Source organism: Pseudomonas mangrovi (assembly GCF_003052585.1).
GTDB lineage: Bacteria > Pseudomonadota > Gammaproteobacteria > Pseudomonadales > Pseudomonadaceae > Aquipseudomonas > Aquipseudomonas mangrovi.
Genome location: NZ_QASN01000017.1, coordinates 47862 through 62527 on the forward strand (window position 1 = coordinate 47862; position 14666 = coordinate 62527).

The 14666-nt window shown below is 65.6% G+C and carries 13 protein-coding genes and 2 tRNA genes; all 15 read left to right on the forward strand.

Features of this window, described 5'->3' with window-relative positions; all coding sequences use genetic code 11:
• A complete protein-coding gene (locus DBO85_RS09170; RefSeq protein WP_108106966.1) occupies positions 1 to 783 on the forward strand; it encodes an ABC transporter ATP-binding protein in 783 nt (260 codons plus the stop codon).
• 273 nt (positions 784 to 1056) lie between these two features.
• Positions 1057 to 1455: an acetyl-CoA sensor PanZ family protein gene (locus tag DBO85_RS09175; RefSeq protein WP_108107294.1), complete on the forward strand. Its 399-nt coding sequence runs from the start codon at positions 1057 to 1059 to the stop codon at positions 1453 to 1455.
• A gap of 7 nt (positions 1456 to 1462) precedes the next feature.
• Complete coding sequence (locus DBO85_RS09180) at positions 1463 to 2569, forward strand: NAD(P)/FAD-dependent oxidoreductase (RefSeq protein WP_108106967.1); 1107 nt, start codon at positions 1463 to 1465, stop codon at positions 2567 to 2569.
• A 90-nt stretch (positions 2570 to 2659) separates the two neighbouring features.
• Positions 2660 to 4873 (forward strand): AsmA family protein, encoded by a 2214-nt coding sequence (locus DBO85_RS09185; RefSeq protein ID WP_108106968.1) that lies wholly within the window; start codon positions 2660 to 2662, stop codon positions 4871 to 4873.
• Positions 4870 to 5937 carry an A/G-specific adenine glycosylase gene (gene mutY / locus DBO85_RS09190; RefSeq protein ID WP_108106969.1) on the forward strand — a complete coding sequence of 356 codons (1068 nt, stop codon included), beginning with the start codon at positions 4870 to 4872 and terminating at the stop codon, positions 5935 to 5937. The genes DBO85_RS09185 and mutY overlap by 4 nt, the downstream gene beginning before the upstream one ends.
• Positions 5934 to 6206 carry an oxidative damage protection protein gene (locus tag DBO85_RS09195; protein ID WP_108106970.1) on the forward strand — a complete coding sequence of 91 codons (273 nt, stop codon included), beginning with the start codon at positions 5934 to 5936 and terminating at the stop codon, positions 6204 to 6206. Before mutY ends, DBO85_RS09195 begins: the two co-directional genes overlap by 4 nt.
• Positions 6207 to 6303: 97 nt before the next feature.
• A tRNA-Phe gene (locus tag DBO85_RS09200) sits at positions 6304 to 6379 on the forward strand.
• Positions 6380 to 6851: 472 nt separating this feature from the next.
• Positions 6852 to 7613 (forward strand): substrate-binding periplasmic protein, encoded by a 762-nt coding sequence (locus tag DBO85_RS09205; protein WP_108106971.1) that lies wholly within the window; start codon positions 6852 to 6854, stop codon positions 7611 to 7613.
• A 175-nt stretch (positions 7614 to 7788) separates the two neighbouring features.
• Positions 7789 to 9843, forward strand: a complete 2055-nt coding sequence (locus DBO85_RS09210; RefSeq protein WP_108106972.1) for a BCCT family transporter — start codon at positions 7789 to 7791, stop codon at positions 9841 to 9843.
• A 108-nt stretch (positions 9844 to 9951) separates the two neighbouring features.
• On the forward strand, positions 9952 to 10725 hold the full coding sequence (locus tag DBO85_RS09215; RefSeq protein ID WP_108106973.1) for an ABC transporter ATP-binding protein: 774 nt from the start codon (positions 9952 to 9954) through the stop codon (positions 10723 to 10725).
• Positions 10726 to 10739: 14 nt separating this feature from the next.
• Positions 10740 to 11492, forward strand: a complete 753-nt coding sequence (locus DBO85_RS09220) for an ABC transporter substrate-binding protein (RefSeq protein ID WP_108106974.1) — start codon at positions 10740 to 10742, stop codon at positions 11490 to 11492.
• 47 nt (positions 11493 to 11539) lie between these two features.
• Positions 11540 to 12235 (forward strand): ABC transporter permease, encoded by a 696-nt coding sequence (locus DBO85_RS09225; RefSeq protein ID WP_108106975.1) that lies wholly within the window; start codon positions 11540 to 11542, stop codon positions 12233 to 12235.
• Between the two features lie 80 nt (positions 12236 to 12315).
• On the forward strand, positions 12316 to 13071 hold the full coding sequence (locus DBO85_RS09230) for an ABC transporter permease (protein WP_108107295.1): 756 nt from the start codon (positions 12316 to 12318) through the stop codon (positions 13069 to 13071).
• A 2-nt stretch (positions 13072 to 13073) separates the two neighbouring features.
• The gene (locus tag DBO85_RS09235; RefSeq protein ID WP_108106976.1) at positions 13074 to 14294 is read left to right on the forward strand and encodes a methyltransferase; all 1221 of its coding nucleotides are present in this window, start codon (positions 13074 to 13076) and stop codon (positions 14292 to 14294) included.
• 254 nt (positions 14295 to 14548) lie between these two features.
• A tRNA-Thr gene (locus DBO85_RS09240) sits at positions 14549 to 14624 on the forward strand.
• Positions 14625 to 14666: the final 42 nt, after the last annotated feature.

Genomic DNA, 14666 nt, shown 5'->3' on the forward strand with positions numbered 1-14666 from the left:
ATGAGCTATCTCTCCATCGAACACCTGGACATGAGCTTCGTGCGCGGCAAGCTGGCCTCGCAGGTGCTCCGGGACATCAACCTCGGCGTCGAGCAGGGCGAGTTCATCTCGATCATCGGCCACTCCGGCTGCGGCAAGTCGACGGTGCTGAACATCGTCGCCGGCCTGCTCGACCCGAGCCTGGGCGGCGTCATCCTCGACGGCAAGGAAGTGCGCGGACCGGGACCGGATCGCAGCATGGTGTTCCAGAACCACTCGCTGCTGCCCTGGCTGACCGTCTACGAGAACGTCGCGGTTGCGGTGAACAAGCTGTTCAAGCGCAGCATGAGTCGCAGCGAAAGGCGCGAGTGGATCGAGCACAACCTGCGTCTGGTGAACATGGGCCACGCGCTGGACAAGTACCCGCAGGAAATCTCCGGCGGCATGAAGCAGCGCGTCGGCATCGCCCGCGCACTGTCGATGAAGCCCAAGGTGCTGCTGCTCGACGAGCCCTTCGGCGCCCTCGACGCCCTGACCCGCGCGCACTTGCAGGACGAGGTGATGAAGATCCAGAAGGATCTGGGCAACACCATGCTGATGATCACCCACGACGTCGACGAAGCGGTACTGCTGTCCGACCGCATCGTGATGATGACCAATGGCCCCTCGGCGACCATCGGCGAGATCCTCAGCGTCGACCTGCCACGCCCGCGCGACCGCATCGCCCTTGCCGACGACCCACGCTACAACCACTACCGGGCGGCGGTGCTGAGTTTCCTGCACGACCGGCATCGGCTGCAGTAGCGGCCGAGACCGGGACCGTCCTCGACAGCGGGTGGACAAGGCTGCGCCATTGTCCACCCTACCAATCGGCACCTCTGAGCGTTCCCAGGCTTCGCGTGGGAACCGCTCTGCGTCTGCGGGACGCGCAGCGCCCCCGGTGCCTGTGCTCACGCGGGCGCTTCAACAGTATCGGAGGCTGTAGGGTGGGTGGACGAAGCCATCCACCAACACTGCGCACGCCGGGCGTATGGCGCTATGCTTGCCCGCTTCCCGCCGCAGCGCAGCAAGGTCGCCATGCCCATCTACGTCGAATCCGTCACCCAACCCAGCCCGCAGGATCGCACCGACCTGGCGAAGATCTACGCCGACGCGCCCGACTGGCTGCTCACCCCGCACGCCAGTGCCGAAGCGTTGATCGACACGGCACTGGCGGACGCCACCCTGATCGCCGGGCGCTTCAACGATCGCCTGCTCGGTGCCGCGCTGCTGGAGAAGTTCGCCGACCGCTGGCGCCTGTCGCACATCTGCGTACGCAAGGTCACCCGCGGCCGCGGCGTGGCTCGCCGCCTGCTCGACGAAGCCCGCCGGCTGGCTACCGAAGCCGGCCAGCCGCTACACCTGGCGGCGCCGCTCGATCATCTGGAGAGCCAGGCCATGGCCGCGCGCTGCCAACTGCCGCTGGAACGCATCTGAAACCACGATGGATAGCATCGATACCCTGATCATCGGCGCCGGCGCCGTCGGCCTGGCCTGTGCCGCGCGCCTGGCGCGCAACGACCGCAGCACGCTGATCGTCGAGGCCGAGCGGCTGCTCGGCAGCCACACCTCAAGTCGCAACTCCGAGGTGATCCACGCCGGCATCTACTACCCGCCCGGCTCGCTCAAGGCCGAGCTGTGCCTGGAAGGGCGCGAACGCCTGTACGCCTGGTGCACTGAGCGCCAGGTGCCTTTCGCGCGCATCGGCAAGCTGCTGGTGGCGGTGGAGGATGACGAACGCGCCGCGCTGGAGCGACTGGCGAGCAATGCCGAGCGTTGTGGTGTGACGGATCTGCAGCCCCTCGACGGCGCCCGCCTGCACGCCCTGGAACCGGCGGTGCGCGGCGTCGCCGCCCTGCTCTCGCCCAGCACCGGGATCATCGACAGCCACGCCTATATGCAATCGCTGCTCGCCGCCGCCGAAAGCCAGGGCGCGCAGCTGGTGCTGGACACACGGATAGAGCGGCTGTGGCGTGACGGCAGCAGCTGGATCGCCGAGGGCGTCAGCGGCGGCGAGGCCTTCAGCCTGCGCAGCCAGCAGGTGGTCAACGCCGGCGGCCTGTTCGCCCAGCAGTTGGCACGGCAGACCGACGGGCTTGCAGCCGAGCAGGTTCCCACGCTGCATCTGTGCCAGGGCCGCTACTTCAGCTACGCCGGGCGCGCGCCCTTTCGCCATCTGATCTACCCGATGCCGGAGGCCAATACCGCAGGCCTGGGTATCCACGCCACCCTCGACCTGGGCGGGCAACTGCGCTTCGGCCCCGACGTGCGCTATCTGGACGACATCGACTACCGGGTGGACCCGGCCCTTGCCGCTGATTTCGCCAGCGCCATCCGCCGTTATTTCCCGACGCTGGACCCGGCGCGCCTGAGCGCCGGCTATAGCGGCATCCGGCCCAAGCTGAGCGGTGCGGGGGAACCGGCCGCCGACTTTCTCATCCAAACTGCCGCGATTCACGGGCTGCCCGGACTGGTCAACCTGTTCGGCATCGAATCGCCAGGGCTCACCGCCAGCCTGGCCATCGCCGAGCGCGTCGCCGCCGCCTTCTGAACCGGGCAGGCCAGGATCGTGAAGCCGTTCGCAGCGGGGTTATACTCGCGCTCCGCCATTTTTCACCCGTCGTCACCACAAGGATTCGTCATGAAAGCGTTTGGCAAACTGCTCGGGCTGCTCATTCTCGGATTGCTGCTGCTCGTGGTTGCCCTGGGTTTCGCCCTCACCCACCTGTTCGATCCCAACGACTACAAGGACGAGATCCGCGCCCTGGCGCGCGACAAGGCCAACCTCGAACTGACCCTCAACGGCGAGATCGGCTGGAGCCTGTTCCCCTGGCTGGGCCTGGAACTGCATGACGCCACTCTTGCCAGCGCCGCCACCCCCGACGCGCCCTTCGCCGATCTCGACATGCTCGGGCTGTCGGTGCGGGTGATGCCGCTGCTGCGCCGCGAAGTACAGATGAGCGACATTCGCGTGGAGGGGCTCAACCTGAACCTGCTGCGCGACGAACAGGGTCGTGGCAACTGGGAAGACATCGGCCGCCCGGCCGAGGCCAGCGCGGCCACCGAAGCCCCGGCAGAACCCACCGCAGAGCAGCCGCAGCAAACCACTCAGGCCGAGCGCGCGCCGATCCGCCTCGACATCGACAGCCTGTCGGTCAACAACGCCCGCGTCGACTACCGCGACGCCCGCAGCGGCAAGCAGTTCAACGTCGAAGGCATCGAGCTGAAGACCGGCGCCATCCGCGAAGGCAGCGAAATCCCGGTCAAGCTCAGCGCCTTCTTCGGCACCAACCAGCCGGTCATGCGCGCGCGCACCGAGCTTGAAGGCCTGCTGCGTTTCGACCGCGCACTCAAGCGCTATCAACTGACCGACATGCGCCTGTCTGGCGAAGCATCTGGCGAACCGCTGCAGGGCAAGACCCTCACCTACGCACTGCAAGGCCAGCTGCTGCTCGACCAGGCGGCGCAGGTCGCCGAACTGAGCGGTCTGAAACTCTCCGCCAACCAGCTGCGCGCGCTCGGCGAACTCAAGATCCGCGACCTGGAAAGCAAGCCGCAACTGAGCGGCAACCTGTCGATCGCCGCCTTCGATCTGCGCGAATTCCTCACCGGTATCGGCCAGCCGCTGCCGCCCACCGCCGACGCCAAGACCCTGACCCATTTCGAGTTCGCCTCACGCCTGAGCGGAACCCAGAACAGCGTCGGCTTCGATGAGTTGACCCTGAAACTGGACGACAGCACCTTCACCGGCAACCTGGGAGTCAGCGACTTCACGACTCAGGCCCTGCGCCTGCAGCTCAAGGGCGACAAGCTCGACCTGGACCGCTACCTGCCGCCGAAAGCCGCCGACAGCGCCGAGACCATCCGCAAGGCGGAAGTGCGCGAAACCGTCGCCGCCGCCGGCCAGAGCGGCAGCACCAACCTGCCCAGCTCACCGAGCCGACAAGCCTGGAGCAACGAGCCGGTGCTGCCGCTGCAGACCCTGCGCAACCTCGACCTGCAGGCTGGCGTCACCCTGGGCAGCCTGCGCATCGCCGAGCACCTGCTGGAGAACGTCGAGCTCAAGGCGCGCGGCAAGTCCGCCGTGATCACCCTCGAGCGCCTGCGCGCCGACGCCTACCAGGGCAGCATCGACGCCAACGCGAAGATCGACCTGCGTCCCACCCCCCCCGAGCTCAATCTGGAGACAAAGATCAGTCGTCTGCAGGTCGAGCCGTTCCTCGCCAGCGACGGTCAGCCGGCGCCGATGAAGGGCCGACTGAATCTGGATGCGCGCCTCACCACCAGCGGCAACAGCCAGCAGGCCTGGGTCGACAACCTCAACGGCAACGCCAGCTTCCTGGTCAGCGACGGCATGCTGGTCGACGCCAATCTCGAGCAGCAACTGTGTACCGCCATCGCCACCCTCAATCGCAAGAGCCTGTCCGGCGAAGGTCGCGGCCGTGACACGCCGTTCAAGGATCTCGGCGGCAGCCTGCAGATCCGCAACGGCGTGGCCACCAACCCCGACCTCAAGGCGCGCATCCCCGGCCTGACGGTCAATGGCAACGGCGACCTCGATCTGCGCGTGCTGGGCATGGACTACCGCGTCGGCATCATCATCGAGGGCGACCAGCGCGAGATGCCGGACGAGGCCTGTCAGGTCAACGAGCGCTATGTCGGCCTGGAGTGGCCGCTGCGCTGCCGTGGTCCACTGGAACTCGGCGCCAAGGCCTGCCGCATCGACCAGGACGGCATCGGCAAGGTTGCCGCGCGTCTGGCTGGCGACAAGCTCAGTGAAAAGATCGAGGAGAAACTCGGCGAGAAGGTCAGCCCCGAGCTGAAGGACGCACTCAAGGGTCTGTTCAACCGATGAGCCCCGAGCAGTTCGGCCAGGCAGTCCTGGCCTGGTACGACCTGCACGGGCGCAAGGATCTGCCCTGGCAGCAGGGCATCAATCCGTATCGGGTCTGGGTCTCGGAGATCATGCTGCAGCAGACCCAGGTCGGCACCGTGCTCGGCTATTTCGACCGCTTCATCGAGGCACTGCCCGACGTTCAGGCGCTGGCCGCCGCCGCCGAGGACGAGGTGCTGCATCTGTGGACCGGCCTGGGCTACTACAGCCGCGCGCGCAATCTGCAGAAGACTGCGCAGATCATCGTCGCCGAGCATGCCGGCGAGTTTCCCCGCGACGTCGAGAAGCTTGCCGAGCTGCCGGGCATCGGCCGCTCCACGGCGGGCGCCATCGCCAGCCTGAGCATGGGCCTGCGCGCGCCCATCCTCGATGGCAACGTCAAACGCGTGCTGGCGCGCTACCTGGCACTGCGGGAATACCCCGGCGAGCCGGCGGCCATGCGCGAGCTCTGGCAGGTTGCCGAGCGCCTCACCCCGCAGACGCGGGTCAACCACTACACCCAGGCGATGATGGACCTGGGCGCCACCCTCTGTACCCGCAGCAAGCCCAGCTGCCTGCTTTGTCCGCTGCGCGACGGCTGTCGCGCGCAGCTGCTCGGCCTGGAACAGCAGTTGCCGGTCAGCAAGCCGCGCAAGGCTCTGCCGCAGAAGCGCACCCTGATGCCGCTGCTGGTCAACCCCGCCGGCGAGATCCTGCTCTACCGCAGGCCCTCCAGCGGGCTCTGGGGCGGCCTGTGGAGCCTGCCGGAGCTGGAAGACCTGGAAGAGCTGGCAGCGCTTGCCGAGCGCCACGGCCTGGCGCTGGGCGAAGCCCACGAACTGAAGGGGCTGACACATACCTTCAGCCACTTCCAGCTGGCCATCGAGCCCTGGCTGATACCGGCCAGCGTCGACGGCGAGCGCGTGGCCGAGGCGGACTGGCTCTGGTATAACCTCGCCACCCCGCCGCGCCTGGGCCTTGCCGCTCCGGTCAAGACACTGCTCAAGCGCGCCGCCGCCGAACTGACCGCAGGAGAAATCCCATGACCCGCACCGTCAACTGCCGCAAGCACAAACAGGAACTGCCGGGCCTGGACCGTCCTCCGTACCCGGGCGCCAAGGGCGAAGACATCTTCAACAACGTCTCGCGCCAGGCCTGGGACGAGTGGCAGAAGCACCAGACCATGCTGATCAACGAGCGCCGGCTGAACATGATGAACGTCGAGGACCGCAAGTTCCTCCAGCAGGAAATGGACAAGTTCCTCTCCGGCGAGGAATACGCCCAGGCCGAAGGCTACGTCCCGCCAAGCGCCTGAAACGGAGCGGCGGGACGGCTAAACGCCCGTCCCGCCTAAATATTTTCCGCCGCTCGCTTGACAGTCAAAAGCCAAATCCGTTTAATGGCGCCCCGTTGCCCAGGTAGCTCAGTCGGTAGAGCAGGGGATTGAAAATCCCCGTGTCGGCGGTTCGATTCCGTCCCTGGGCACCATCTATTGATTTCAGGTGGTGCCAAAACCACCCGAAAGCCCCCCAAGACGCCCGCCTAGTGCGGGTTTTTTGTTGCCTGAATTTCCCCATCACTCCCCTGTAGGCCCTGGCTCCCTCAGGGGCACAGCCGGTTCGGCGATGCCCGGCGGCCTCATTGGCCGGCCCTGGGTCCGTGCTTTGGCATCAAACTGCTATAGAGTCGGGCGCCTTAGCTCCCGGAGACGGCATCGGGCGGCGTAGCGAAAGGCTCTCGCGATTTCAGCTTCTCCCCTGAAGTCTGCCCCCCGGCGCTGCACCCAAAAAAACTCAGCAGCAACGTGAAAGCCAACCGATGACTCGGCGCGAACAACTTCGGCGTAGCTGCGAGCGACGCCGAAGCGGCAGTTCCAGGTCCAGCGTCTATGCTTGGCGACTCAGGTTTCGCACAGGCAGGCTGCATGGCTCGCTCGCAGTACGGTAGTCAGGGACGCTGAATGCTCAGACATCTTTCCATCCTGCTTTTCACGCTGCTGCTCGGCAGCACGGCTCAGGCCGGTCAGCTGCGCTTCGTCACCGAGGACTTTCCGCCCTTCACCTACGCCGCCCGTGACGACCCGAAACAGGCGGCCGGGCCACTGGTGGAGGTGGTCGCGGCGACCTGTGCGCGCATGGGCTATGACTGCCCGATCGAGCTGCTGCCCTGGCGACGCGCGCTGATCGAGGCCGAGAATGGCGACGCGGATGGCATCTTCACGGTGATCCAGTCGCCGGAGCGCGAGGCACGCTTCCATATCACCCGCATGCTGGTGAAGTCCAAGTACAGCCTCTACGTGCGCGAATCGAGTCCTTTCGTCTATCACCGCCCGCAGGACATGGCCAATCGCACCATCGGCGTCTACGGCCCTTCCGGCACCTCCTATGTGCTTTCGCAAACGCTGCAGCAGGTGCCCGGGGTGACCGTGCACCTGACGCCGGACAACAGACGCTTGCTGAAGATGCTCGACTCGGGGCGCTTCGGCGAGGACGGCATAGTGGTGGCCAACCAGGATGTCGCCTGGTATCTGATCGACGAAGAACGCCTGCCCGGCGTACGCGAGGCGGGCGAGCTCGGCGAAGTCGCCTACGGCATCGGCCTGTCGCGCGCCAGCGTCGACGCGGCGCAGTTCCAGCGCTTCAGCGACGCGCTCGATCAGTTGATCGAGGACGGCACCATCCCCGCGATCCTGCGTCGGCACCGACTGGAGCCGGCCTGGTAGTCTTCAACGCCGGGCTGCCTGGCGACAAATCGGAACGGTCCAGACGCCGGACGCCTTGGGCAACCGCCACGGACGAACTTCATTCAGCGCAAAAACTCCATCGAACCCTAGCGACACCGGAGCCTCACATCCATAGCCGCCAGCAGGGCGCACGAGAAGAACCAAGGAGCAAGACATGAGCGAAACCAGCAGACTTCCCCGCGCCGTGATCCTCGTGCCGGTGTTCCTACCTGCCGTGATCATCACCTTGCTACTGGTGATCGGCACCGCCAGCAATCCCGAGTTGGCGAAACTGTTCTTCGAACAGACCCTGGCGTTCATCACCCGCACCTTCGGCTGGTTCTACATGCTGGCGGTCGCGTTCTTCCTGGTCTTCACCGTCGGCATCGCCTGCACTCGCTGGGGCCGGATCAAGCTCGGCCCGGACCATGCCGAACCGCAGTACAGCTTTCCCGCCTGGTTCGCCATGCTGTTCTCCGCCGGCTACGGTATCGCCCTGCTGTTCTTCGGCGTTGCCGAACCGGTGCTGCACTACGCCACACCACCGGCTGGCGCACCAGAGACGGTGGACGCCGCCAAGCAGGCGATGCAGATCGCCTTCTTCCACTGGGGCTTCCACATCTGGGCGATCTACGGACTGGTCGGCCTGGTGCTGGCGTACTTCTCATTCCGCCACGGCCTGCCCCTGTCGATGCGCTCGGCGCTCTACCCCCTGATTGGCGAGCGTATCTATGGCCCGATCGGCCATCTGGTCGACGTCTTCGCCATCCTCGGCACCCTGTTCGGCATCGCCACCACCCTCGGTCTGTCGGTCACGCAGATCAACACCGGGCTGAACTACCTCTGGCCGCAGATACCGATCAACGCGCAGGTGCAGGTCGTCGCCATCGTGGTGATCACCGGGCTGGCCATCGCCTCGGTCGCTGCCGGCCTGGATCGCGGAGTGAAGAACCTGTCGCTGCTGAACATGCTGCTGGCGATCGCGCTGATGACGTTCGTGTTCCTCGTCGGCCCGAGCATCTTCATCCTCGAAACCTTCCTGCAGAACACCGGCGCCTACCTGAACAACATCATCGAGCGCACCTTCAATTTGCAGGCCTACACGCGCAGCGACTGGATCGGCAACTGGACACTGTTCATCTTCGGCTGGACCATCGCCTGGTCACCCTTCGTCGGGCTGTTCATCGCCAAGATCAGCCGCGGCCGGACCATCCGCCAGTTCGTCTTCGGCGTGATGCTGGTACCGACCACCTTCACCTTCATGTGGTTCTCGATCTTCGGCGACACCGCCCTGCACCTGATCATGGTCGAGGGCTACAGCTCGCTGATCGGCGAGGTCCAGGCGAACCATGCGGTCGCGCTGTTCCAGCTCTTCGAACGGCTGCCGCTGAGCTCGATCACCTCCTTCATCGCGGTGCTGCTGATCATCACCTTCTTCGTGACATCCTCGGACTCGGGCTCCCTGGTGATCGACTCGCTGGCGGCCGGCGGCGCCAGCTATACCCCGGTGTGGCAACGGGTGTTCTGGGCCACCACCGAAGGCGCGGTGGCGGCCACGCTGCTGCTCGCCGGCGGGCTGGACGCGCTGCAGACCATGACCATCGCCAGCGCCCTGCCCTTTGCCCTGATCATGATGCTGGCGGCGGTCGGCATGTGGCGGGCGCTGGTCATCGAAGGGCACAACCAGGTGAGCCTGCGTCAGCAGATGCAGGGCAGCCGCCTGGCCAGCAACGCAGGTCCCGGGCTGTGGAAGAAGCGCCTGGCCGGGCTGGTGCGCTTTCCCGAGCGCAGCGAAGTGGAGGCCTTCATCAACGGCCCGGTGCAGCGCAGCATGCAACGGGTCAAGCGCGCCCTGCGCGAGGAGGGCTGGCCTGCCGAAGTGCACGACGATGCCGCCAACAACCGGGTCTATCTGGAAGTGATCAAGGACGACCAGTTGGACTTCATCTATGAGATTCGCCTGATTGCCTACGCCATGCCGGCCTTTGCCCAGCCGCGCAGTGCCGAAGGCGACGAACACTACTATCGTGCCGAGGTGTTCCTGCGCCGCGGCGGCCAGTCCTACGACATCTTTGGCTACGACGGGCAGGACGTGATCAGCGACATCCTCGACCAGTTCGAGAAGTACCTGCACTTCCTGCACATCTCGCCCGGCAGCCTGCCCTGGCGCATGGAGGAACACGATGAAATGCTCTCCAGCGAGCCACCCGGCGAGGTGTCGAAGGACTGAGCGCAACGGCTTGGCGCCCCTGCGCGAGCGTGCTAGTTTTGCGCGCTTGCCAGGTAGGGCCCCTTTTTTGCAAGCACGGATGTAACCCGAAAACCTGGAGAAGCACCGATGGCCGAGGCCACGCCGGCACTGGAAATTCGCAACCTGCACAAGCGCTATGGCGAGCTGGAGGTGCTCAAGGGCATCTCGCTCAGCGCCCAGGACGGTGACGTCATCTCGATCCTCGGTTCGTCAGGCTCCGGCAAGTCGACCCTGCTGCGCTGCATCAACCTGCTGGAGAACCCGCACCAGGGCGAGATTCTGGTGGCCGGTGAGGCACTCAAGCTGAAACCCTCGGGCAACGGCGAACTGATCGCCGCGGACAACCGCCAGATCAACCGCCTGCGCAGCCAGGTCGGCTTCGTCTTCCAGAGTTTCAACCTCTGGCCGCACATGACCGTGCTCGACAACATCATCGAAGCGCCACGCCGGGTACTGGGCCAGAGCAAGGCCGAAGCCATCGAAGTGGCCGAAGCGCTGTTGGCCAAGGTCGGCATCGGCGACAAGCGTCACGTCTATCCCAACCAGCTCTCCGGCGGCCAGCAGCAGCGCGCGGCGATTGCCCGCACCCTGGCCATGCAGCCGCGGGTCATCCTGTTCGACGAGCCGACCTCGGCGCTCGACCCGGAAATGGTACAGGAAGTGCTTAACGTCATCCGCGCGCTGGCCGACGAGGGCCGGACTATGCTGCTGGTCACCCACGAAATGAATTTCGCCCGCCAGGTTTCCAGCCAGGTGGTGTTCCTTCACCAGGGTCTGGTGGAAGAGCAGGGCACGCCCGAGCAGGTGTTCGGCAATCCTGCGTCGGCACGTTGCAAACAGTTCATGTCCAGCAATTTCTGACGGAGCACCACTCAATGAAAGCTCAATTCAAGACCCTGCTGGTTGCCGCGGTTCTCGCACTCGCCGGCTGCTCGGACGAAGGCGGCGACAAGGTCCGCATCGGCACCGAGGGCGCCTATCCCCCGTTCAACATGATCGAGAAGGATGGCAAGGTCACCGGCTTCGACGTCGACATCGCCCTGGCCCTGTGCGAGAAGATGCAGGTCGAGTGCGAGGTGGTCACCTCCAGCTGGGACGGCATCATTCCTGCGCTCAACGCGCGCAAGTTCGACTTCCTCGCCGCCTCGATGTCGATTACCGACGAGCGCAAGGAAGCCGTCGACTTCACCGACCCCTACTACACCAATGGCCTGCAGTTCGTCGCCCGCAAGGGCCAGGACTTCAGCACCGACAAGTCTGCCCTCAAAGGCAAGGTCGTGGGTGCGCAGCGCGCCACCATCGCCGGCACCTGGCTCGAGGAAAACCTCGGCGACACCGTCGAGGTGAAGCTCTACGACACCAACGAGAACGCCTACCTGGACCTCGCCTCCGGCCGCGTCGAAGCGGTGCTGGCAGACAAGTTCGTCAACTGGGAATGGCTCAAGAGCGACGCCGGCAAGGACTTCGAATTCAAGGGTGAACCGGTGTTCGACAACGACAAGATCGGCATCGCCGTACGCAAGGGCGACCCGCTGCTCGAGAAGCTGAACACGGCGCTGAAGGAAATCGTCGCCGACGGCACCTACAAGAAGATCAACGACAAGTACTTCCCCTTCGACATCTACTGACCGTGTGCCGGCGCGACCCCAGTGGTCGCGCCGGCTGACAGGCCCCCATGACCTTCGATCTCAACGGCTTCGGCGGCGTACTCCTCGCCGGCATGCTCATGACCATTGCGCTGGCGCTTTCCTCGCTGGCGCTGGGCCTGGTGCTCGGCCTGGCCGGCGCACTGGCCAAGACTTCTTCCTCGTTGCCGCTGCGCTGGATCGGCGGCGGCTACTCGACCATCGTTCGCGGCGTACCGGAGCTGATCTGGGTACTGCTGATCTACCTGGGCACCAGCAGTCTGCTGTTGCAGATCGGCCAGCTGATCGGCCGGCCTAACCTGGCGATCAGCGCCTTCGCCGCCGGCACCCTGGCGCTTGGTCTGTGTTTCGGCGCCTATGCCACCGAGGTCTTTCGCGGCGCGCTGCTGGCGGTGCCGCGCGGCCATCGCGAGGCCGGGCTGGCGCTGGGCATGTCTTCGCCGCGGATCTTCTGGCGACTGATCCTGCCGCAGATGTGGCGCATGGCGCTGCCCGGCCTGGGCAACCTGTTCATGATCCTGATGAAGGACACTGCCCTGGTGTCGGTCATCGGTCTCACCGAAATCATGCGTCAGGCGCAGATCGCGGTGTCCTTCACCAAGCAGCCGTTCACCTTCTACCTGGCAGCCGCGGGGCTCTACCTGAGCCTCACGGTGGCCTCGATGCTGGTCATGCACTTCCTGGAAAAACGTGCCGGCCGTGGCTTCACGAGGGCCGCGCGATGACCCGTGTACTCAAGGCCATCTGGCCCTGGCTGCTGTTCTTCGGCCTGATCGCCGCGATTCTCTACGGCGTCACCGCCGACGTGCGCTGGGATGCGGTCTACAAGAGCCTGCCGCGCCTGTTCGAGGGTGCGCTGCTGACCCTGGAGCTGGTCGGCATCTCGGTGGTCGTCGGGCTAATTCTCGCCCTGCCGCTGGGCATCGCCCGGGCCTCCGGCAACATCTGGATCGGCGCACTGCCCTACGTCTACATCTTCTTCTTCCGCGGCACGCCGCTACTGGTGCAGCTGTTCCTGCTCTACTACGGGCTGTCGCAGTTCGACTCCGTGCGCGAGAGTGCGATCTGGGCCGGCAGCCACGTGCAGACCACCCTCGACCTGGGCTTCCACCGCTGGGCGCTGGACTTCACCATCCCCGGCCTGCGCGAGCCCTTCGTTTGCGCGGTGGTCACCATGACCCTGCACACCGCCGCCTATATCGCCGAAATCATCCGCGGTGCCATTCGCGCGGTGCCCCAGGGCGAAATCGAGGCAGCACGTGCCCTGGGCATGTCCTATGCCCAGTCGATGCGCCACATCATCCTGCCGCGCGCGGCGCGGATCGGCCTGCCGGCCTACAGCAACGAAGTGATCCTGATGCTCAAGGCCAGCGCCCTGGCCAGCACCATCACCCTGATGGAGCTGACCGGCATGGCGCAGACGATCATCTCGCGCAACTACCTGTCGACCGAGATCTACTTCGCCGCCGGCCTGTTCTACCTGCTGATCTCCTTCGTCCTGGTACAGGCCTTCCGCCTGCTCGAACGCTGGCTGCGGGTGGACGCGCTGCAGGGCCGCTGAGCATGGCCGCGGTACTCGCCGGCGAGCAGCTGGCCGAGCGCTTCCGGGCGCTCGACGCCTTCCTCGTGGAGCACCAGCAACTCTGGCGGCCCAGGCCGTTTCATCACCTGCAGCTGCCGTGGGAAGCCGGGCATCGGGAGCTTGCCGACTGGTTGCGCGCCCGCAGCCTGACGCAGGCCGAGCAGGCGCATAACTCGCCCGAATGCCTGGATGCTCCCGCACCATTTCCGCAGCTGGCGCAGATCAGTGCCCGTCTGAGCGCGGTCGGCGAACTGCCGCAGCAGGTAGTCGCCGCGCGTAATCCGCGTCTGGCAGTCGATGTACCCGGGCGCAAGCTGGAACAGATCCAGGCCTTTGCCGCGGCCCTCGACTTCGACCGAGCGCCCCGGCACTGGCTCGACTGGTGCGCCGGCAAGGGGCATCTCGGTCGCTGGCTGGCCCAGGACGGTGCGACGCTGACCTGCCTGGAGTGGGATGCCGCGCTGTGCAGTGCCGGTGAGTCGCTGAGCCAACGCCACGGTCATTGCGCCGTCCATGCGCAGCAGGACGTGATGGCTGCCGACGTGCAGCAACACCTCAACGACGCCACCACTGCGGTGGCCCTGCACGCCTGCGGTGATCTGCACGTACGCCTGCTGCAGGTCGCCAGCGCCGCCGGCAGCCCGCAGCTCGCCGTCGCGCCCTGCTGCTACAACCGCACCCGCGACGCCCGGTACCAGGCGCTATCGCAACCGGCGAACGAATCCAGCCTGCGCCTGGATCGAGATGACCTGGCCCTGCCATTGAGCGAAACCGTCACCGCCGGCGCCCGCACCCGTCGCCAGCGCGACCAGTCGATGGCCTGGCGGCTCGGCTTCGATCTGCTGCAGCGGCAACTGCGCGGTAGCGACGACTACCTGCCGACTCCCTCGCTAGAAGTGGCCTGGTTGGGCCGCCCTTTCGCCGAGTACTGCCGGCACCTGGCGGCGCTCAAACAGCTAGCGCTGACCGGCGAACAACCCTGGGCGCAGTACGAAGCCGCCGGCTGGCAACGCCTGGCCCAGGTACGCAACCTGGAACTGCTGCGCGGCCTGTTCCGCCGCCCGCTGGAGATCTGGCTGTTGCTCGACCGCGCCCTGTACCTGCAGGAGCGCGGCTATGAGGTGCGCCTGGGTCGCTTCTGCGAATACCGCCTGAGTCCGCGCAACCTTCTGCTACTGGCGCAGCGGCCAGCCTGTGGATAACTCTGTTGAAAGAATCTGGGCAGATTGCCGCAAGCCTTGCCGGCTCTGGCTTCCAGGCGCGCAAGCGTTGTTTCGATATTTGTAGAAAAAGCAATAGAAACAGCAACTTGCGTTTCGCCGTGCGCAAGCGCACAAAAACCAGGCAATTTCCCGGCGCCATCACTGCAATTGTGCATAAGCCCGCGCCAGACGCTCGCACGCGCCGTGGTTTACAGCAGAATCGAGATCGCTATAATGGCGCGCTTGCGAAAGCCGCCGGTATAGCTCAGCTGGTAGAGCAACTGACTTGTAATCAGTAGGTCCCGGGTTCGACTCCTGGTGCCGGCACCATATAAAAGAAGCCCCGCGATGCGGGGCTTCTTCGTTTTCAGC